Source organism: Pseudoalteromonas sp. McH1-7 (assembly GCF_013366255.1).
In the GTDB taxonomy this organism is placed as follows: domain Bacteria; phylum Pseudomonadota; class Gammaproteobacteria; order Enterobacterales; family Alteromonadaceae; genus Pseudoalteromonas; species Pseudoalteromonas peptidolytica.
In genome coordinates, this window is sequence record NZ_JABWPQ010000026.1 from 71,244 (window position 1) to 91,469 (window position 20,226).

General features: G+C 40.7%; 19 protein-coding genes and 2 tRNA genes. 8 read left to right on the forward strand and 13 right to left on the reverse strand.

The window, feature by feature from the left end; all coding sequences use genetic code 11:
• Positions 1-55 precede the first annotated feature (55 nt).
• Entirely contained in the window at positions 56-1,360 is a 1,305-nt protein-coding gene (locus HUZ36_RS17430; protein WP_125253283.1) for an inosine/guanosine kinase, read from the forward strand.
• A 104-nt stretch (positions 1,361-1,464) separates the two neighbouring features.
• On the opposite strand, the gene glsB is transcribed toward HUZ36_RS17430, so the two are convergent.
• From glsB to rplU, 7 genes are all read right to left on the reverse strand, one after another.
• On the reverse strand, positions 1,465-2,382 hold the full coding sequence (glsB, locus tag HUZ36_RS17435; RefSeq protein ID WP_147390352.1) for a glutaminase B: 918 nt from the start codon (positions 2,380-2,382) through the stop codon (positions 1,465-1,467).
• An 81-nt stretch (positions 2,383-2,463) separates the two neighbouring features.
• Positions 2,464-2,820, reverse strand: coding sequence for a ribosome hibernation-promoting factor, HPF/YfiA family (gene hpf, locus HUZ36_RS17440; RefSeq protein ID WP_125253285.1), 357 nt, complete (start codon positions 2,818-2,820; stop codon positions 2,464-2,466).
• A 526-nt stretch (positions 2,821-3,346) separates the two neighbouring features.
• On the reverse strand, positions 3,347-3,718 hold the full coding sequence (locus HUZ36_RS17445; protein WP_125253286.1) for a DUF3718 domain-containing protein: 372 nt from the start codon (positions 3,716-3,718) through the stop codon (positions 3,347-3,349).
• A gap of 79 nt (positions 3,719-3,797) precedes the next feature.
• Positions 3,798-4,289, reverse strand: a complete 492-nt coding sequence (gene folA / locus HUZ36_RS17450) for a type 3 dihydrofolate reductase (RefSeq protein WP_353506998.1) — start codon at positions 4,287-4,289, stop codon at positions 3,798-3,800.
• Positions 4,290-4,612: 323 nt separating this feature from the next.
• Positions 4,613-5,770 (reverse strand): Obg family GTPase CgtA, encoded by a 1,158-nt coding sequence (cgtA, locus tag HUZ36_RS17455; RefSeq protein WP_176033534.1) that lies wholly within the window; start codon positions 5,768-5,770, stop codon positions 4,613-4,615.
• Between the two features lie 170 nt (positions 5,771-5,940).
• Entirely contained in the window at positions 5,941-6,198 is a 258-nt protein-coding gene (gene rpmA, locus HUZ36_RS17460) for a 50S ribosomal protein L27 (protein ID WP_105169123.1), read from the reverse strand.
• A 20-nt stretch (positions 6,199-6,218) separates the two neighbouring features.
• A complete protein-coding gene (gene rplU / locus HUZ36_RS17465) occupies positions 6,219-6,530 on the reverse strand; it encodes a 50S ribosomal protein L21 (protein WP_125253290.1) in 312 nt (103 codons plus the stop codon).
• A 418-nt stretch (positions 6,531-6,948) separates the two neighbouring features.
• Here rplU and ispB point away from each other — a divergent pair, with 418 nt between their 5' ends.
• Positions 6,949-7,920, forward strand: coding sequence for an octaprenyl diphosphate synthase (gene ispB, locus HUZ36_RS17470; RefSeq protein ID WP_125253291.1), 972 nt, complete (start codon positions 6,949-6,951; stop codon positions 7,918-7,920).
• A gap of 52 nt (positions 7,921-7,972) precedes the next feature.
• Here ispB and HUZ36_RS17475 read toward each other — a convergent pair whose 3' ends face one another.
• Positions 7,973-8,245, reverse strand: coding sequence for an oxidative damage protection protein (locus tag HUZ36_RS17475; protein WP_125253292.1), 273 nt, complete (start codon positions 8,243-8,245; stop codon positions 7,973-7,975).
• Between the two features lie 64 nt (positions 8,246-8,309).
• Entirely contained in the window at positions 8,310-9,371 is a 1,062-nt protein-coding gene (gene mutY, locus HUZ36_RS17480) for an A/G-specific adenine glycosylase (protein WP_176033535.1), read from the reverse strand.
• 144 nt (positions 9,372-9,515) lie between these two features.
• Here mutY and trmB point away from each other — a divergent pair, with 144 nt between their 5' ends.
• From trmB to arcA, 5 genes are all read left to right on the forward strand, one after another.
• Positions 9,516-10,241: a tRNA (guanosine(46)-N7)-methyltransferase TrmB gene (trmB, locus tag HUZ36_RS17485; protein ID WP_176033536.1), complete on the forward strand. Its 726-nt coding sequence runs from the start codon at positions 9,516-9,518 to the stop codon at positions 10,239-10,241.
• 73 nt (positions 10,242-10,314) lie between these two features.
• Positions 10,315-11,343 (forward strand): methyltransferase, encoded by a 1,029-nt coding sequence (locus HUZ36_RS17490; protein ID WP_176033537.1) that lies wholly within the window; start codon positions 10,315-10,317, stop codon positions 11,341-11,343.
• A gap of 165 nt (positions 11,344-11,508) precedes the next feature.
• A complete protein-coding gene (locus HUZ36_RS17495) occupies positions 11,509-13,131 on the forward strand; it encodes a sensor histidine kinase (protein ID WP_176033538.1) in 1,623 nt (540 codons plus the stop codon).
• Positions 13,128-13,649, forward strand: a complete 522-nt coding sequence (locus tag HUZ36_RS17500) for a YfiR family protein (RefSeq protein ID WP_128732666.1) — start codon at positions 13,128-13,130, stop codon at positions 13,647-13,649. Before HUZ36_RS17495 ends, HUZ36_RS17500 begins: the two co-directional genes overlap by 4 nt.
• Positions 13,650-13,756: 107 nt before the next feature.
• On the forward strand, positions 13,757-14,476 hold the full coding sequence (arcA, locus tag HUZ36_RS17505) for a two-component system response regulator ArcA (protein WP_125253298.1): 720 nt from the start codon (positions 13,757-13,759) through the stop codon (positions 14,474-14,476).
• A gap of 9 nt (positions 14,477-14,485) precedes the next feature.
• Here arcA and arcB read toward each other — a convergent pair whose 3' ends face one another.
• Complete coding sequence (gene arcB / locus HUZ36_RS17510) at positions 14,486-16,804, reverse strand: aerobic respiration two-component sensor histidine kinase ArcB (RefSeq protein WP_125253299.1); 2,319 nt, start codon at positions 16,802-16,804, stop codon at positions 14,486-14,488.
• A 306-nt stretch (positions 16,805-17,110) separates the two neighbouring features.
• Here arcB and folE2 point away from each other — a divergent pair, with 306 nt between their 5' ends.
• A complete protein-coding gene (folE2, locus tag HUZ36_RS17515; RefSeq protein ID WP_176033539.1) occupies positions 17,111-18,031 on the forward strand; it encodes a GTP cyclohydrolase FolE2 in 921 nt (306 codons plus the stop codon).
• 164 nt (positions 18,032-18,195) lie between these two features.
• On the opposite strand, the gene HUZ36_RS17520 is transcribed toward folE2, so the two are convergent.
• From HUZ36_RS17520 to HUZ36_RS17530, 3 genes are all read right to left on the reverse strand, one after another.
• Positions 18,196-19,785, reverse strand: coding sequence for a methyl-accepting chemotaxis protein (locus HUZ36_RS17520; protein ID WP_125253301.1), 1,590 nt, complete (start codon positions 19,783-19,785; stop codon positions 18,196-18,198).
• Between the two features lie 219 nt (positions 19,786-20,004).
• Positions 20,005-20,080: transfer RNA gene (locus HUZ36_RS17525), tRNA-Glu, on the reverse strand.
• Positions 20,081-20,149: 69 nt separating this feature from the next.
• Positions 20,150-20,225 (reverse strand) — tRNA-Glu (locus HUZ36_RS17530).
• Position 20,226 lies beyond the last annotated feature (1 nt).

Consider the following 20,226-nt stretch of genomic DNA (forward strand, 5'->3'; position numbering starts at 1 on the left):
CGCTATAATTCGCCGCTTTTTTTATTTCGTAAGCTCAAAAACACACGGGTAGAATATGAAATTTCCGGGACGCCGTAGGCATAAACACTATTTTCCGGTGGAAGATAAAGATCCGCTTATTAACCAGTTACACGCTGATGATCGGCTAAAAAGGAGCTATATCTGCGGTATAGACCAAATCGTCGTTGATATTGAGGCCAAAGTGGATCAAGCATTTCTTGATGAGTTCCACTTACAGCGCGGTATGTCACAAGTGATAGACAATGATGTCACCAACGCCCTATACGATAGGCTAAAACGTGATGACATGATCGACTATGAATTTGCTGGCGGTACCATTGGTAATACCATGCACAACTATTCAGTTTTAGCGGACGACCGTTCTGTTTTGCTTGGGGTTATGAGTGAAAACATTAAAATTGGTAGCTACGCCTATAAATTTTTATGTAACACCTCAAGCCGAGTAGACTTGGACTACCTACAACCAGTAGATGGGCCTATAGGTCGCTGTTTTACACTGATCGATGACAGTGGCGAGCGTACTTTTGCTATCAGCGCAGGACTGATGAATCATCTACGTCCAGAATCTATCTGCCAAACGCTTATCCAAGAATCATCAGCGTTAGTGATCAGCGCTTATTTGATGCGCACCAGTGGCGATGAAACAATGACTCAAGCCACCATGCAAGCGGTTGAGTATGCAAACAAAGCAGGAGTTCCAGTAGTACTCACTTTAGGAACTAAATTTTTAATTGAACAAGATCCTGTTTGGTGGGCTGATTTTGTAGCGAAACATGTCGACATTTTGGCAATGAACGAAGAAGAAGGCGAAGCGATTACAGGGCATAGCGATCCGCTCCTTGCTGCTGATAAAGCACTAGATTGGGTTGATCTTGTCATTTGTACAGCAGGCCCTAAAGGATTGTTTATGGCAGGTTACGTCGATGATAGCTGTAAACGAGAAACTGAGTACCCACTTCTGCCAGGCGCAATTCCAGAGTTTAATCGTTACGAATTTTCTCGTGCAATGAAAAAGTCACTATGCCAACAGCCTATTAAGGCATACAGCCATACGGCACCATACATGGGTGGGCCGGACATTATCAAGAACACTAATGGTGCTGGCGATTGTGCACTTGCCGCAGTATTGCATGATATTTGCGCTAACGAATATCATAAGTTAAATGTACCAAACTCAGCAAAGCATGAACAAAGCGCGATTACCTACTCATCCCTTGCACAGATCAGTAAATACGCTAACAGAGCAAGTTATGAGGTTTTGGTTCAGCATTCACCAAGGCTCTCCAGAGGACTTCCCGAGCGAGAAGACTCACTAGAACAATCGTACTGGGAACAGTAACTCTCAAAATAAAAATGGCGACTCAGGTCGCTATTTTTATTTTGGCTTAGATTGGTAGCTAGCAAAATATGATTATTTAAAGCTTTATTTTTTACTTTAGCGACTTAAAAAATGGCAGTGCCAAGTTCATTGGATAAATATTCAAGTGCAGCAATCCCAGCTAATGAGTTACCAACTTTATCTAAACCAGGCGACCATACTGAGATAGTAAAGCGATTAGGCACTATTGCTATTATTGCTCCTCCTACACCTGATTTACCCGGCATGCCAACTCGATAGCCAAAGTCACCCGCAGCATCATAAAGGCCGCTTGTGAATAGTAGAGAATTCATTTGCTTAGTTTGCTTTTTAGAAAGTATGTGTTGTCCTGATATGCTGCATTCCCCTTGGTTGGAAAGGTATGAAAATGACCTTGCTAGCTCTGTCGTATTCATTTCAATCGCACAGAAGTTAAAATACGACCACAGCACATCTTCTACTTCATTATTGAAGTTACCAAACGATTTCATTAAATAAGCCATAGCCGCATTGCGATAGCGATGATCGTACTCGGACTGGGCAACAATCTTATTAATGCATAATTTATTGTTACCTGACATTGCTCTATAGCTCTCCAACATCGTGTGGATCGGTGCGGATAACCGAGAGTAGAGTGCGTCACAAGTAACAATAGCACCTGCATTTATAAACGGATTTCTGGGGATCCCATTTTCAAACTCAAGCTGAGTTAAAGAATTAAATGCAGTGCCTGAAGGCTCTTTTCCAACTCGCTGCCAAAGTTCATCACCATAACGTTGTAATGCCAAAGTCAGAGTCATCACTTTAGAAACTGACTGTATTGTAAATCTCGCAGTGACATCACCTGCACTATATGTTTCACCATCAATAGTGTGTAAAGCAACAGAAAACTGCTCAAGCGGCTGCTGAGCCAATGCGGGTATATAGTTTGCTACTTTACCTTGACGTAGTAACGGCTTAACACGCTGGACAGCCTGCTCTAAAATATCTTGATAATTTGACATAGATTCTAAGATTTACACATACGACGATTAGTGGGATTGTATCAAAAAAGGCCCCGAGGGGCCTTGTGGATAATCTGAATTTTACTTAAGTTCCATTTCTTGAATGATCTCATGCGCAATAGGTGGGGTGGTGCTCACTGGCTTTTGGTGTTTATTTGCTTTGAGCTGACCCTTACGATGTTTTAAAGCTGAATCCAGCTTTTTAGACGCTTTAGCTATTGCCGGATACATTACTTCATCCTCGCCTTTTACCGATATTCGGCTTCCTGCGTAGTTTGTACTTATCTCCGTATAAAATTGTTTGTGTTCTTTACTGACGATGATGTCAAGGGATAACAACGATGGAAAGTGGTTAGCAATTTTGGCAAACTTTTCATGAACGTGGTTTTTAACAGCATCGGTTACATCTACGTGATGGCCAGACAAATTAATCTTCATATGCAATCCTTCTTTTGCGTTTACCCTTAACAATAGTATTGGCACGATTGTGTTATTTCTCAAGAGCCTTAACAGAAATTTATTACAAAAATTGGAAGGAAACTGATTCTTATCAAAAGAAGTTATAATAAAATATTTTATTAGCCAAGACTCTGGCATGGCTTGCCTAGTGCCCTAATAGGCTTGAGCCGTGACTAAAAAGTAGGATTATTCATTATTCTTCAGCTTGGCTTAATACCAATTATCTTAATTAAACGAACTACTTTAAAGCGAGAAAAGCTTGTCGATAACTCCACTACCGCGTCCTGCTATCGCTAAGGTGCCTACATCCAGATAAGCAAGACAAAAATTTTGCTATTTAGTTATTCTAAATAAGAAATTTTTAACACTGTTAGCGTCAGATTTAGTTCTTCCAATTGAGCAAGTATTAAGACAAATTGGTATTAGGTGAGGTACATAGCGGTGTATGAATTAGTTAGGTATAAAAAAAGCCCAATTAAGGGCTTTTTATCATATGTTTTTTGAATTAAAGGCCCGCACGCTCTTTGATAACTGCAATTAGAGGTGAACCACCATGGTTTGCCTCTGCCCACGCTAGGTCTTTACCATCCTCTAATGCACTTTTAGGAATACTTTTAACAATGTACTCACCAGCATCACTCGCATTGCTAGCGATAGCATGTCTTAGTAGATTATTACCGTTACACTGAACACCATCATAAATATTACGCATTTTAAGACGAGCAGTTTTTAGCGCCTTACGAATACGGTTTTTGTCATCAGCAGCAATATATTCACATAGAGAGAGCGCCAACTGATCGTTTGCACTTGCTGGTTTGCTAAAAGAAAAAGCTGCAACAGCAATAGATACTGACAGTAGCACGGTAGTTAATTTCATTACACAGACCCTTTAATACTTTGTTCGTAGCATATAACTGACTATATTTTAGCAACCTAAACAATTGTTAGCAAGAAACTCATAGTTTTTTGTGTAGAGTTACGAATTTATAACTATGGTTATTACGCTCGTCAGGTTCGTTACACTCTGTTTCGACCTCGCGCCACTCTCCAAACTTTTTGTAATCAGGAAACTGCGTATCCCCCTCTACATCAAGGTCGATAAAGGTCAAATAGAGACGCTGAGCATACGGTAAAAATATGTCATAAATATGACCACCACCAATTATCATAATTTCTTCATAATTAGAGACTACTTTTAACGCAGCCTCAGGAGTAGAAACTACTTCTATACCTTCATGTGTGTAGTCACTATTTCGTGAAATAACGATATTTCTTCTACCAGGTAAAGGCCTACCAATGGACTCAAATGTTTTTCGTCCCATGATCACAGGTTTCCCTAGAGTGATTTTTTTAAAGTGCTGAAGATCAGCAGGTAGATCCCAAGGCATATCGTTATCTTTTCCGATGACACGATTGTTTGCCATTGCTGCTATCATTGAAATTACCACAATGTACCTTATTAGTATTTTAGTATTAGTTTTTGAAACGCTATTTGGTATTACGAACAGTATAACACCTAATATCAATTTGCTTAATTAAGTGGTCTATTTTGAGGCGAGAAAATCTTGTCGATAACTAGGCAAAAATTTTGCTATTTAGTTGTTCTAAATGAGAAATTTTAACGCTGTTAGCGTCAGATTTACTCCTTCAAATTGAGCAAGTATTAAGTCAAATTGGTATAACAATCATGATACAGAAAATGGAAAAAGAAATAGCAAAAAGGCCCTGAATGGGCCTTTCAAACTAATCAATGAGAATTGGAGCGATATAACTAACGCTCGTAGATGACTTCTACATCATAGTCATCGTCGTCCCAGTCATCCCAATCATCATCGTCATTGTTGTCGTTTTTAGTTGCATGCCTGTGATAGGTATCCCACTTAAACTCAACTTCTTCTTGCTGCTCTTCCTCAAACTTGTCTTTTGGCATGCTTTCAAGCAAATTCATAATATCAAAGCATAAAGGTTGCGTATTAAGCTTATTTGCTGCGGAGATCATGTAAAAGTTTTCTGCGTCTAGCTCGTGTGCAATACGCGAGCAAACTTCTTCTCTTTCTTCCTCAAGCAATAAATCAACTTTATTCAACACTAGCCAGCGTGGCTTTTCTGCCAATTTAGGGCTGTATTGATGTAATTCGTTAATGATTGCAAAGCCATTTTCAATCGGATCACTACCATCAACTGGCATCACATCAATAATGTGCAATAACACTCGACAGCGCTCTAAATGCTTTAAGAATCGAATACCAAGGCCAGCACCATCAGCTGCACCTTCAATCAATCCCGGAATATCTGCAATTACAAACGACTTACTCGCTTCTGGGCGAACAACACCTAAATTAGGCACAAGCGTGGTAAACGGGTAATCTGCTACTTTAGGCTTTGCAGCTGAAACACTACGAATAAATGTCGATTTGCCAGCGTTGGGCAGACCTAATAGACCAACATCGGCCAAAAGCATAAGCTCTAGACGTAGATTACGAACTTCCCCTGCGGTACCTAATGTCTTCTGTCTTGGTGCACGGTTTGTACTGGACTTAAATCGCGTATTTCCAAGGCCATGAAAACCACCTTTAGCAACAATTAACTTTTGTTCATGCTTAGTTAAATCGCCAAGACATTCTTCGGTATCAACATCAGTAACACGAGTACCGACCGGTACTTTGAGTACCAAGTCTTGACCCTTCTTACCGGTGCAATTTCTGCCTTGACCATTAGTGCCGCGCTCAGCTCGGTGAAAACGTTCAAACTGATAGTCGATAAGCGTATTTAAGTTTTCATCAGCCTCAAGGAATACACTCCCGCCATCACCGCCATCACCTCCGTCTGGGCCGCCATCTGGCACAAACTTTTCGCGGCGGAATGAAACGACACCACTGCCCCCATCTCCGGCTTCCGCTCTAATTTCTACTTCATCGACAAACTTCATGGTTTAAACTCTTTAACTCTGTCTGAATTCTCTTCGCTATTATAGCAGTAGCGACAAGTCGCTCCTAATATCAATTGTATTAATACAACTTGATATAGCTAAATTTGGTAATTAATGCACTAAAAACAAAAAAACCCCGCCTAAGCGGGGTTTTTAGTATTTAATACCGATTACTCAGCTACGATGCTAACGTATTTACGGTTTAAAGGACCTTTCTGCTCAAAAACAACTTTACCGTCTGCTTTTGCGAAGATTGTGTGGTCTTTACCGATACCTGCGTTAGTACCAGCGTGGAACTTAGTACCACGTTGACGAACGATGATGTTACCCGCTAAAACTGATTCGCCACCAAAACGTTTAACACCTAAGCGTTTACTTTCTGAATCGCGACCGTTACGAGTACTACCAGCTGCCTTCTTATGTGCCATCTATCTGTACCTCTAAAAAATTAAGCGCTAATGCCAGTGATTTTAACTTCAGTGAACCACTGACGGTGGCCCATCTGCTTACGAGAATGCTTACGACGTCTAAACTTAACAATCTTAATCTTCTCGCCACGACCGTGAGAAACAACTTCAGCTGTTACTTTGCCACCGTTAACGAACGGTGCACCGATCTCGATCTTTTCACCATCAGCAATTAGAAGTACTGAATCAAATTCAACTGCTGCACCAGTTTCAACGTTTAGCTTTTCTAAACGAATAGTTTGACCTTCAGTCACACGGTGCTGTTTACCACCACTTTGGAAAACCGCGTACATAATTAACTCCGTCTGTGCGCCCTCAAATCGACGCAACTTAATATTCTTCAATAGGGCGCGAAGTTTACGCTAATGCGTATCTTGGCGCAAGTGTAAATTTGAAGAAAGTGAATAAAATTTAGCTCGCATGAGGGCAATCAAATATTTTCCCCTATTCTAGTCAAAAAAATGTCAAAGCCAAGCTATTTTTTATCCGAACTACCCTCCTAACGTATGGTCATTTCAATTACCTAAAACTGATACTCTGGATAAATTCCACACCAAAAGAGGTATCTTCTTTGAGTGATAAAAAGAACAAAAATTAAGCATAAAAACGTTTTTTTATAAGCAACTACGACAATTTATCGAGTCGATGGTTTTTTTGTAGTACAATCGCTGCGTTTATTCATTTTCGGTTAATAGATTGGCTCGGAGCACAATGGATATAAAAACTATCCAAAATTTGGTTGAGCAAGACATGCTTGGTGTCAACCAACTTATACATGAACAAATGCAATCTGATGTTGCGCTTGTAAAGCAGTTAGGTTTATACATTGTGAACAGCGGAGGTAAGCGCATCCGTCCGATGTTAGCCCTTTTGGCCGCCAGAGCATTAGGTTATGAAGGTGATAAACACATCACATTGGCGACAATTGTCGAGTTCATACACACGGCAACCTTACTCCATGATGACGTAGTTGATGAATCGGCGTTGCGCCGTGGAGAGCCTACCGCGAATGCCGAGTTTGGTAATGCTGCCAGTGTCTTAGTCGGTGACTTTATCTACACCCGCTCATTTCAGCTTATGGTTGGCCTTGGCAATATGGAGGTGATGCAGATCCTTGCTGATGCTACTAATATAATCGCCGAAGGTGAAGTGTTACAGCTTATGAACTGTAATGACCCAGATACCAGCGAGCAGAGTTACATGCAGGTTATTTACAGCAAAACCGCAAAACTCTTTGAAGCAGCAACCCTGTTGCCAGCCGTTGTATTAGAACAATCCGATGAGATAAAAACAGCGCTCAAGCTATACGGCATGCACCTAGGCACCGCCTTTCAGCTTGTAGATGACATTCTTGATTACAGTGCTAACGCAGAGCTTTTGGGTAAAAATATCGGTGATGACCTTGCTGAAGGAAAGCCGACGCTGCCGCTAATTTATGCTATGAAGCATGCGAATGAGCAGCAAACTGCGCAAATTCGCACAGCAATCGAAAGTGGTAATGGGCTTGAGCACCTCGAAGAAATATTAGCCACTCTAGCAGAGACAAAAGCGCTCGATTTTACTATGGAAAAAGCACAAGAAGAGGCGCGTAAAGCAATAGAACAACTTGATGTGCTGCCTGATTCAGACCATAAAGAAGCGCTTGTTGCGCTAGCAAAGCTATCAGTAGACAGAGAGTACTAATTCACTGTTAAAGACAAAACCGATTAGTAAAAAGGTCGCATAAGCGACCTTTTTACTTCTCTGGAGGCCTATAGCCTTCAATTTCAACGTCTTTATTTTCAAACAAAAAACCAACCATCTGCTCTTCAAGTAGCTGTCTGTGCTCAGGATCCATCATATTTAAGTGTTTTTCATTGATAAGCATGGTCTGCTTGTGCTGCCATTGTTGCCATGCTTCTTTGGAGATATTATTAAAAATACGCTCTCCAACCTCACCTGGATAAAGTTGGAAGTCCAATCCTGGCGCCTCTTTTTGTAACTTTTGACAAAATACGGTACGAGCCATAAGTTTCTACCTCTTCAATTTTATTTGTGCACTTTCAATTTGTGGCACAGCTGATGTCTTCAGTTTACCCTATTGCAGCTAAGACTTTAACCAACTTTTTAGTCGGTGCCGCTAACCCGACTTCTGGAGGATTATGAAGGTCAAACCACAATAACTGATGATCATGCACACAATCTGTTGGGTGAGTCACTTCGATAACAACTGGTGTGATGGTTAATTCAAAATGCGTAAAAATATGCACAAAGGGCTCTAAGGTATTAATGCTAGCCGCAACTATGTCTTGCTGGGCGATAAAAGTATTAACCTCAGCAGACTCTGAGAATTCAAAAAACCCAAATAAGCCTCCCCAGATCCCACTTGAAGGGCGTTTTTCCATCAGTACCTTTTCACCGCATTTAATAATGAGGTGATGAGCACGCTTTTTTGGCTTGTCTTTTTTGGGTTTAGGATTTGGAAACTCTTTCACCCGATTATTTTTGAACGCTGAACACTCTTCAACTAACGGGCAAACATCACAGTTTGGCTTGCTTCTTGTACACACGCCGGATCCTAAATCCATCATAGCCTGATTAAACGCTCTTACATCACCACTTGGTGTGACAGCATCACTCAAAGACCACAATTGGTTTTCGACTTTTTTTACTCCGTACCAACCTTCAACCATATAAAACCTAGCTAGTACTCGCTTTACATTACCATCGAGTATTGGGTGGTGCTGACCAAGCGCAAGGGAGAGAATTGCGCCAGCTGTTGAGCGACCTATTCCTGGTAAATCTATAACGGCTTCTAATGTTTCTGGAAATTTGCCATGATATTTATCTCTGATCACTTTGGCGGCTTTGTGAAGGTTTCTCGCGCGAGCGTAATAACCTAAACCAGTCCAATGGTGTAGCACTTCATCTTCTGGCGCATCAGCCAGTTCAATTACCGTTGGGAAGCGCGCCATAAAGCGCTCAAAATAGGGAATAACCGTAGTTACTTGAGTCTGCTGTAACATTACCTCAGAAATCCATACTTTGTACGGTGTTTTTCCGAGTTGCCACGGCAGTGTTTTTCTACCATGAAGGTGATACCAAGACACAACTTGCTCACCAAACCACTTAGCTTGTTGCTGGCTAACGTTCATAAACCTGACTAGTACTTGCTACAAAAGCCGCCAGTGTAATCACAATTGCTTTAATAGTCACCACGTAAAATTTCACTCTATACTTGTTTATTGCCAACTGAATGACGATAATGTGCGACCATTTTCACCAGCATAGAAATGACCATGAACGAATCAAGCAAAAATGCGCTCGAACAGGCGCAGGAAGAAGGCAAGTACATCAGAAAAGTGCGTAGCTTTGTTAAGCGTGAAGGACGTCTAACTAAAGGCCAGGCAGCTGCATTGGAAAAATGTTGGCCGAGTATGGGGTTAGAGCATACACAAGGCTTGCTTGACTTTACTGAGGTGTTTGGAAATAACAATGAAGTCGTTCTGGAAATTGGCTTTGGTATGGGTAAATCACTAGTCGAAATGGCTAAAAATAACCCTCAGCAAAACTTTATTGGTATTGAAGTCCATCGTCCAGGTGTTGGCGCGTGCTTGATGGATGCAGATGAGCAGGACATCAAAAACTTACGTGTATTTGAACATGATGCTGTCGAAATTCTCGCTGACTGTATTGCCGATGGCAGCCTTGCTAAACTACAGCTATTCTTCCCTGATCCGTGGCATAAAAAACGCCACCACAAACGCCGTATTGTCCAACTTGAGTTTGCTGAGAAAATTCGTCAAAAATTAAAAGTTGGTGGCGTGTTCCATATGGCAACGGACTGGGAAAACTACGCAGAGCACATGCTTGAAGTGATGAGTACGGCACCCGGTTATAAAAATCAGTCGCAAAGCAATGACTATGTTCCTCGCCCAGACTTTAGACCTCTGACCAAATTCGAGCAACGTGGTCACCGCTTAGGGCACGGTGTTTGGGACTTGATGTTTGAACGCATCGATTAATTATTGTGGAGCGTATTTTCGCTCCTTTCATTTCTCTCAATACAGCACTCACAGCTTTATCTAGGAGTTAGCGTTGCAATTTACCAACCCCAGCTTGTTATTACTTCGAAATGAAGAAGAACTCATTGCCAATAATATTCTGGTAATCAATCATCCTCGAGATGGTTTTTTACGTGAATTGAAAGCGCTAAATCCCAATTCAGCGATCCATGCTTTTAGCTTTGATTTTGCAGATCATACACATGCAAATAATATTGCCGGTGTGAGTAGTCATGTTGGTCATCAGTTACCGGCTTTACAAAACTGTGATCTCGTTATTTATTACTACCCTAAATCAAAGCCTGAAGCGCAGATGGTATTTGATAACATTCGTTATTTAAGCACTGACGAAACACGACTGCTCGTCGTTGGTGACAATAAAGGCGGAGTAAAAAGTGCTGAAAAGCAGCTAAAAGAACACTCTGAGCATTGCTACAAGTTAGACAGTGCAAAACACTGCATTTTGTACGAATTCAACCAATTAACCAGCAATCCAAACTTTGAGTTAGATCGGTATGTTCAAGAGTTTACTGTACGTATCGCCGACACAGAGTTTACTGCCGCTAGTTTACCTGGAGTATTTAACCACGGTAAGCTTGATGCTGGGACAAAATTGTTGCTGGAGAGTATCACTCTGCCTTATAAAGGGAAGGTACTAGACTTTGGTTGTGGTGCAGGAATTATAACTTGTTACTCGTTGCTAAAAAGCCCAACTCTTAAATTTACCTGTTTAGACGTCAATGCCCTCGCGCTGTACGCGACTCAAAAAACCTTGGCTTTGAACGGGCTCAACGCAACCTTACTGTTGAGTGATGGACTGAGTGAATTAAGCGGTAAGTTTAACTTAATCCTCAGTAATCCACCATTTCATACAGGCATCTCTACTGATTATGGAATTGCTGAACAGTTCTTGCAGAACATTAAGCGTTTTATGGAGGCAAAATCAACTATCCAGTTGGTCGCTAATAGCTTCTTAAAGTATCCGCCAATATTAGAAGCACAATTTAGTCAATTTGAAACAGTCAACAAAAATACAAAGTTCGCCGTATATAAAGCACAATAACACTACTAACCTATAAGGTTTACTTGAAAATTAAGTAAACCTTCGCTGAAATCTGCCTTTTATCTTTTCATTTTCAAAGATTTGCTCTACTTTATTATAATGAGTGTTTGGGATCCCAATACTCTGTTAGCCGCAGCTAAGGCTGATCATCCAGCTGGAATAAGAATGAGTAAGCAATTAACCAAAACAAGCATAAGAAAAGTATTGATCAGCGCAGTGATGCTTGTAACTGCATTGTGCTTGTCTTTATCTATATCCATCTCAACGTATTTAGATGTAAAGGAACAAAGACAACTCATTATTAATAAAATTGAGATGATAGCTGATATCATTTCTTTCAACTCTCAAATAACCATTTTATTTGATGACAGGAAAACTGAAGATGCACGCCTAAAATCTTTTCAGCACGTTGATATTATTAAAAATATTCACATATATGCAATTGATGATGTCACCAATAGGCCAGTGTTTTTCACAAGTTATAATGCAAGTAGAACACCTCCAGTTCCTCTCAAAGTAAACCAAATTGATGAACTCTTAACTCCTAGAGTCTCAGAAGATCACATCGAGCTTGTGAGGCCCGTTATTTACGAAGGTAATATTGAAGGCTACGTATATGTTCGAGGTGGCCTTGAACGCTTATCTAATTATATCAATCAGAAAATTTTGGTTGATATTGCCCTCACCTTATTTGTATTGGTTCTCGTTTTATTAGTTTCTAGAGGCATACAAAAACGCATTGCAACACCAATTGAGGGGCTTTCGACCCTACTTCAAGATGTGTCTAAAAACCACAATTACAATGCCAGAGCTCCTGGCAGTCACATCGCAGAGCTAAATGTACTTGCTAACAACCTCAACATAATGCTGGCCAGAACAGAAAACCAACTTGAACGCCACAAAGCTGACAAACAAGAAATAAAACAGCTAAACCAAAGCCTTGAAGAAAAAGTGAACCAACGCACCATCGCACTCAGAGAGGCTAACCAAGAGCTGCTCAACGCTCTCGAACGAATGCACCAATATCAGAATCAAATCATTGAAAACGAAAAAATGGCATCTTTGGGGCAAATGGTGGCTGGAGTAGCCCATGAAGTAAATACACCAATTGGTTTAGGTATAACTGGCTCGACACTGTTACGAGATAAATTGTCAGACATCAATGATGCATTTCAGAGCAAGTCCCTCACCTCTAAGCAACTAGAAAGGTTCATTGGTGACGGTATCGAAAATTTAGATCTCATCTATCGAAACCTAAATCGTGCAGCTGAGCTCGTTTCTAGCTTTAAGCGCCTTGCTGTAAGCCAAGACTTAGAAGTAAACTCGAAAATAGAACTTTCTAATCTACTCACAGAAGTCGTCGCCTCTTTACGAGCTGAAATTGCGACCAAACAACCAGAGATCAGCATTCACTGTGACAAGGGTCTTGAAATTGAAAGCAAAGCTGGACCTTTACAACAAGTATTAGAGCAGTTGATTTCGAACTCATTACTACATGGTTTTAAAGATCAGCAAAACAACATTATAAATATTACTGTTACCTCAAGCTCAGAGCATCTAAAGCTGGAGTACTTTGATAATGGAGGAGGCGTTCCAAAAGCAATTAAAAAGCGAATTTTTGACCCCTTTGTAACGACACGCCGTGGTGAGGGCGGTAGCGGTTTAGGTATGCACCTAGTTTATAACCTAGTTACACAAGCGCTTGGGGGCTCAATTGCTTTAGATGAAGAGTGTAAAAAAGGCGCAAGGTTTATTATTACACTTCCTCTTTCTGGAAACGTACAATGAAGCGCTGCTGTATTATCATAATATGCTTATTTGCATCTATGGTTCTACATGCAAAAACGCCTGATCAAGTACGTTCTGCTTTTTTATATCAAATGGCCAAGTTTATAGAGTTCCCTGATGAGGATACCAAACAAAGCTTAATATTTTGTTTTTATTCTCTTGAAAGTGGCCCCGCATCTAATTTAAAAAATGCAACAAAACTGTCAATTCGTGGCAAACCCATAACGCTTATTGAGGCAAAAGAAACATGGACTTACCGGGAACTTTCCAGCGCCTGCGACGTCACATACATTGATGAAACCAATGAAAATGATATACTATCCGCTTGGACCGATACAATAGAGTCAAACATGTTGACCGTGGGCGAAAGTATTGAGTTTTTAGAAAGAGGCGGGATAGCTGCTTTGGTCCAAGAAGGAAGCAAAATTCGACTGTACATTAATAAGCAAGCCCTGAACAAACAGTACTTCATCGTACGCTCAAGGTTGCTTGCCGTATCCAAGTTTCATCCCAACTGATTTTACTTGTTAACAATTGGATAAGCTCCTATAATCGTAAATATTCGGATTTATTATATAAGTCCGAACTCATTGTAAATTATATATTCCGAAAAGGTTAATTAATAATGCAAACGCCAGTCATTCTAATTGTAGAGGATGAAGACGTAACTCGACTGAACCTCGTTAGTTTATTTGAAGCGGAAGGTTATAAGGTAATTGAAGCCATTGATGGCGACGACATGCACGACAAGCTAACATCACACGATGATGTAAACCTTGTTATCATGGATATCAACCTTCCTGGTAAAAATGGTTTGATTTTGGCTCGTGAGTTACGCCAGAAGAAAAACATCGGCCTTATCTTCCTTACAGGTCGCGACAATGATGTAGACCGTATCCTTGGTCTTGAGATTGGTGCTGATGATTACATCACAAAACCATTTAACCCGCGTGAACTAACTATTCGTGCCCGTAACTTAATATCTCGCACAGGCAGTTCAGCAGAAGAGTCTACGATCGATAGTAACGGCGTTATTACGTTTAATGGTTGGGAATTAGATGAGAACAGTCGCTGTTTAACATCTCCAACAGGTGACTCAAAGCGTCTACCTAAAGGTGAATATAGAGCGCTTCGTCTAATGTTAGATTCGCCTGGTCGTATCTTTAGCCGTGAGCAGCTTATTAAGCACATGACTGGTCGTGAGCTGCGTGCTAATGACCGTACAGTTGACGTCACAATTCGTCGTATTCGTAAACATTTTGAAACCGATAACAACACACCTGAATTAATCAGCACAATTCACGGTGAAGGTTACCGATTCATTGGTAAAATCGACGCTCAATAATCGTTTTTGCTAGTCTTCAGCGAGTTTTGCAATTAATGGATGAAGGGCTTCTTGCCCTTCTTCTATTTTTGCTTCCAACTCCGAAACCCACAGCAATAGCGTATCATCATCTTTTCCATCTGACTCCAGTTCCATTTTCTTTGCTTGCAACTGTGCGAGTTTCAAACCTACAGAACCTGCTGCTCCTTTCACTTTGTGAGCTACAGCTCCGTACTCTTCAATATCATTTTCGACTACTGCATCTCTTAGTTCTTGGCAGTATTTAGGGCTTAATTTTGTAAACAAATCACAGCTTCTTTGGAAAGCTGGGGCTCCCATTGACTCAACAAAGTCACAAATCGTTTCTATATCTAAATCACTATATTGCGGCTGTAATAAAGCTTCTCGAAGATCTAGGCTTTGCTTGTTCTTTTGTGCTTCTATACCGAATAACTCTGCTAACATTTTATCAAGTTTAGTGGTATTTATCGGTTTAGCTAAAGCACCTTGTACACTGATCCCTTCAAGCTCCTGTTCGGCGCTTCTAACATTTGCTGTTAATGCGACAATGGGTAGGTGATCAAAGTGACTTTCTTGGCGTATTTGGCGCGCAACTTCATCCCCATTGATGTCAGGTAACTGCATATCAAGCAAAATCAAATCTAGATCATCTTCAGTTTCAACAAAAGATAGAGCATCTTCCCCAGTTTCTGCCCAGATAACTTCATGACCACGCTGCTCAAGTAAGTTAGTCGCTATTTCTGCATTTAGAGGGACATCCTCCACAAGTAGAATGTAAAGACTTCTACCTGCGTAGCTTTGCTCTTTTGGTGCACTACATAACTGCAGTGGAACTTCAACATCAAAGCGGCTACCTGTACCTTCAGAGCTAACAACGGAAATAGAGCCTTTCATTGCATGCACTAATGCTTTTGTCACAGCTAACCCTATACCTGAGCCTATCGCATTACTGCCAGACGCATCTGGCGCTTTATAGTACATTTCAAAAATTCGTTCTAGCTGCTCTTCGGGTATTCCCATTCCAGTATCAATAACGCTAATGGACAGCCACGGGCCATCACTACGATTCTCACGTCGACACTCTAACGTGACACTACCTCTGTGCGTGAACTTCACCGCATTATTGATTAGATTCCACAATACTTGGCGAAGTCGAGTTGGATCAAGTAAAGCATATACATCTAAAATACCAGAGCGGTTAATTGTAAACTCAAGCCCTTTCTGCTCGGCTATTAAGCCAGCAAAGTTTACAACATCATTGATAAAGTCTGAGACGTTTATACTATCTGTCGCAATGTCTAGCTGTTCTCGGTCAATTTTGTCTAGGTCTATAATGTCGTTAAATATATTCCCCAGCGTCTCAGCACTTGAGAACACTGTATTACACCAACTCTTCTGCTGCGCGGTCAGCTCTGTATCTAACATCATGCGAGTCAAACCGACGATACCGTTTAGTGGTGTTCTTAGCTCATGACTGAGTGTTGCGATGAACTTACCTTTGTCTTTATATGCAGTTTCAAGTGCCTGCTCCGCTTCTTTTCGGCTAGTAATATCCCGTCCAAATGCTAATAAGCCGATATACTCACCTTTATCATTAATAAACGGTAACTTACGCATTTCAAACCAGCGCTGTTCACCCTTAACTGGGTATTCGACATCGAGAGTTAACGGTTGCTGGGTGTTTGCGACCTGTTCATCCGTTTCTAAAACTTTGGGTAAATACTGAGTGGGATAAATTTGCTCTACAGATTTGCCAATAAGCTCTTCACTGCTCTTCCCCATTACCAATTCAAACATCTTATTGCAGCCGGCAAACACACCATTTTCATCTCGGTAGTAAAACAAATCAGGAGATGAGTCGACGATGTTTCGCAATAACATACCTTGCTGAGCTAGCTCTAATTGCGTCTTTTTGCGCTCCGCAATTTCTTTTCTTAATTCATCAATAGCCCTATGCTTTGCGTGCAGGGCTAGTTTCCTTTCATCGATTTCACTATTCAGCCGATTAATATTGTCCTTCAATGTTTGATTCAACATTTTTTCTTGCTGTGTGGCTGATTCAAGATACGCTTTTGAAGACTGAACTTCTCTCATTGCGGCAACTGACATCATGATCAGAGCGGGTGAAATGACGGCGGTTAGAAAAAGTAACGCTGATATATCAGCTATTTCCACCACTCCAAGTGCAACGTAATAAAACATACAAGACAGGATCACGGCAACAAATAACGTAAATACATAAGCAATTGCAAATGCACGTTTGTTACCATACTTTTCTACCAAATTTGATAAAATTCGAGCCCATGAGCCAAACGAATTTTCTGCCATATTATTACATCACCACTTATTAAATACTGATCAGAACAAGAGTATTTCACTGCTTATAGCCTGACCATCGCACAATTTAGACCGCAAAGTAAATATTATACAAAAGCCCTAGTAATAAGCGAGCACAGATATTGCTGAGCACAGTATTACCTATAATCATTGGATTCTACGAGCACAAATAAAAGCCTGTATCACTAAATGCACAAATTGTTTAATTTAATACAGATAGATTTGCACTCATCATCCCAACTTTATGTGATTTGGTGTAATATGCGCGTTTTTTAAGTCTTAGAAAAGAGAGCCTCTATGCAAAATAACATGCCAGACATTGCACATAGTGCAAGTGCGTTACAAACCGGAACTTTAGACTGGGTAGGCATGGGCAACATAGAGCTACCTTTAGTTATTGAAGTTAAGGGGCTGGGCCAAGTCACCGTAACAGCAAAAGCAGATGCTTTTGTTGATTTGCAAAAAGAGGATGCCAAAGGCATTCACATGTCACGCCTTTTCCTTGCTCTCGACTCACTCTCCTGTGAGAAAGTATTAACGCCTAATACCTTAAAGCAGTTATTAGACAACTTTTTAAGTACCCATAATGAACTGAGCACAAGTGCAAAAGTACTTTTTCACTTTGAGTTGCCAATTAGGCGCCCTTCACTTTTAAGTAAAAAAATGGGCTGGAAATCGTATCCAATAAAGCTAGATGCGACATTACGAAATGGTGTTTACACACTTGAACTCGCTTTAGACATAACCTATTCATCTACCTGCCCTTGCTCTGCGGCACTATCACGCCAGTTAATACAAGATGCCTTTCAACAAGCATTTGACGGTACCGAATTAGATTTTAATAGCGTTCATAAATGGCTTGGTAGCACAGAAGGTATTGTTGCTACTCCTCATTCTCAGCGCTCCATTGCAAATATTAAAATTCGCCTCGGCGAGCATATCGATGAGTTTGAGATCTTAGACTTAATTGAATTAGTCGAGAATGAATTAAAAACACCAGTTCAAGCCGCTGTAAAACGTGAGGATGAACAAGAATTTGCTCGTCTAAATGGACAAAACCTTATGTTTTGTGAGGATGCTGCACGAAAACTTAAAGCACTTTTCAACCAACAACAATTAGCTGACTTTTATATAAAAATTAACCATTACGAGTCACTTCATGCCCACGATGCTGTTGCTTATGCAGTTAAAGGGATAAACGGTGGTTATCAAATTTAATATACTTTTTTTAATTCAATGATCTATATGTGGCGGGAAATCATCTCGATAATCCCGTTACTGCTGAAGTACCTATTTTCATAATAGGTACTTCAAAGAAACAAAGTATCATAAATACTAAAAAGTCATCAAATGAACACTAATTCACCCCAGATACTCTAGGTTTAATCACGGCTGCTGTTTAACTTGCGAATAAACTGATCAACCAAGGCCTCCTGATTATCAAGTGCTTGCTCTGTATTTTTCATGGTTTCGTGCGTTTTGCGTGCGCTTTGCATTGATTCATCAGCAAGACCTGAAATCGTCACTGCATTCACATTTAACTCATTTGATACGCTTGACATTTCTTCTGTTGAAGTAGCAATTTGATAGTTAAGACTCGAAATCTCATTAACGATAGTATTGATCGTCTCCAAGCTCGACTTTGTCCCTTCAGCTTTAGAAACACATTCCGAAGAGCGCGCAACACCACTTTGAATCGCTGCAACGGCCCTTTCCGCACGAAGCCTAAGATCTGCGATAATCCCATTTATCTCTGTTGTAGAATCCTGTGTCCGCTGCGCAAGTGCCCGTACTTCATCAGCAACGACGGCAAACCCTCGCCCCTGCTCTCCTGCTCTAGCTGCCTCAATGGCGGCATTTAAAGCCAATAGGTTGGTCTGCTCTGAAATCCCTCTAATCACATCAACCACGCCTTCTATATTAACGCTCTGAGCATTTAGGTCCTCAATATCTTTTTGCGTCTGTGACAATTCTTCTGATAGCGAATAATTATTCTGCATATTATCGTCAACCGCCTTGTGCCCACTTACTACAGATTCAAGTGCCGCTTCAGACTGTTTTGCAGCATTGTTTGTATTTGATGCAATATCACTGATAGAGACCGACATCTGATTTATAGCTGTGGCAAGAGATCCTGTCTGCGCTTGTTGCTGATTTAAAATATCTGCACTGCTTTTACACTCTTGCATGGTTTTCGTAGCATACTCTGACACCGTTGAGCTCGCATCTTTGACACGCCCAAGAACAGCTCTAAGCTCAGATTCTCGAGCAATTAATGCCAGCTCAATAGCAGCAACATCGTTAACTTTATTTAGATATACCTTTTGCATTAGCGGGTTGTCATACACCTTTTTGGCTTTTTTACTTAATTCGCGTACAGGAGCAAGGCGTGAATACGTAATAAATAAGACAATACAGGTCAGAATCGTTTCGGCAATGTAATTCCACGGAGTAGCAAAGCTTGAGATAACCATAGTTAGGACATAAAAAATGATGATAATTGCCATCATTTGTGCAGATAGCGACCAAGATGCACGAGTGAACTTACTTAATGGAGCACCACCGTGCAAATCTGAGTATATTCGCTCTGCTCGGTTAACTACCTCTTTATTAGGCTTAGTCCGCACTGACTGGTACTCTACAGTATTACCTGACTTGTCTTTTATAGGCGTAACAAAAGCATTAACCCAATAATGATCACCATTTTTGCAGCGATTTTTTACCATCCCCATCCATGGTTTACCTGCTTCAATATAATCCCACAAGTTTTTAAACGCCACTTTTGGCATAGTTGGGTGTCTTACGAGATTATGTGGCTTACCTTTTAATTCATCTAGAGAAAACCCTGCAACTTCGCAAAATTGCGCATTTGCATACTTAATTTGTCCTTTGACATTTGTTGTCGAAAGTAAGTTATAAGAACTTGGATAATCTCTTTCTTTACCAGTGTAATCAGCTCTACCTTTGCTCATTGTGCACTCTCTATAAAAAGGCAATAATAAATTATTACTTTCTAAGACGTCGTGAAGAAAAGCATCAGAAACTGATCAAGATCATGGATATCACTATTTTGGCTATTAAACACACAGCAGGAAGTTAATATATAAATTAGCAGATTAATCTTGTTAGGCAATATAACGACTGATATTGAGAATTATCAATGAGATATGATGTATGGAGAAAATAAGAAATGGCGTCCCCTAGGGGATTCGAACCCCTGTTACCGCCGTGAAAGGGCGGTGTCCTAGGCCTCTAGACGAAGGGGACACAGATGTGTCACTAGGACTTTTTTAGCGGTTTATTCTCTTGCTAACCGAGTTACTTACCAAAAGTAAGTGGCGTCCCCTAGGGGATTCGAACCCCTGTTACCGCCGTGAAAGGGCGGTGTCCTAGGCCTCTAGACGAAGGGGACA

Coding starts and splice junctions, on each gene's coding strand:
- HUZ36_RS17430 (WP_125253283.1), top strand. CDS start 56: ATGAAATTTCCGGGACGCCGTAGGCATAAACACTATTTTCCGGTGGAA.
- glsB (WP_147390352.1), bottom strand. CDS start 2,382: ATGTCAAATTATCAAGATATTTTAGAGCAGGCTGTCCAGCGTGTTAAG.
- hpf (WP_125253285.1), bottom strand. CDS start 2,820: ATGAAGATTAATTTGTCTGGCCATCACGTAGATGTAACCGATGCTGTT.
- HUZ36_RS17445 (WP_125253286.1), bottom strand. CDS start 3,718: ATGAAATTAACTACCGTGCTACTGTCAGTATCTATTGCTGTTGCAGCT.
- cgtA (WP_176033534.1), bottom strand. CDS start 5,770: ATGAAGTTTGTCGATGAAGTAGAAATTAGAGCGGAAGCCGGAGATGGG.
- rpmA (WP_105169123.1), bottom strand. CDS start 6,198: ATGGCACATAAGAAGGCAGCTGGTAGTACTCGTAACGGTCGCGATTCA.
- rplU (WP_125253290.1), bottom strand. CDS start 6,530: ATGTACGCGGTTTTCCAAAGTGGTGGTAAACAGCACCGTGTGACTGAA.
- ispB (WP_125253291.1), top strand. CDS start 6,949: ATGGATATAAAAACTATCCAAAATTTGGTTGAGCAAGACATGCTTGGT.
- HUZ36_RS17475 (WP_125253292.1), bottom strand. CDS start 8,245: ATGGCTCGTACCGTATTTTGTCAAAAGTTACAAAAAGAGGCGCCAGGA.
- mutY (WP_176033535.1), bottom strand. CDS start 9,371: ATGAACGTTAGCCAGCAACAAGCTAAGTGGTTTGGTGAGCAAGTTGTG.
- trmB (WP_176033536.1), top strand. CDS start 9,516: ATGAACGAATCAAGCAAAAATGCGCTCGAACAGGCGCAGGAAGAAGGC.
- HUZ36_RS17495 (WP_176033538.1), top strand. CDS start 11,509: ATGAGTAAGCAATTAACCAAAACAAGCATAAGAAAAGTATTGATCAGC.
- HUZ36_RS17500 (WP_128732666.1), top strand. CDS start 13,128: ATGAAGCGCTGCTGTATTATCATAATATGCTTATTTGCATCTATGGTT.
- arcA (WP_125253298.1), top strand. CDS start 13,757: ATGCAAACGCCAGTCATTCTAATTGTAGAGGATGAAGACGTAACTCGA.
- arcB (WP_125253299.1), bottom strand. CDS start 16,804: ATGGCAGAAAATTCGTTTGGCTCATGGGCTCGAATTTTATCAAATTTG.
- folE2 (WP_176033539.1), top strand. CDS start 17,111: ATGCAAAATAACATGCCAGACATTGCACATAGTGCAAGTGCGTTACAA.
- HUZ36_RS17520 (WP_125253301.1), bottom strand. CDS start 19,785: ATGAGCAAAGGTAGAGCTGATTACACTGGTAAAGAAAGAGATTATCCA.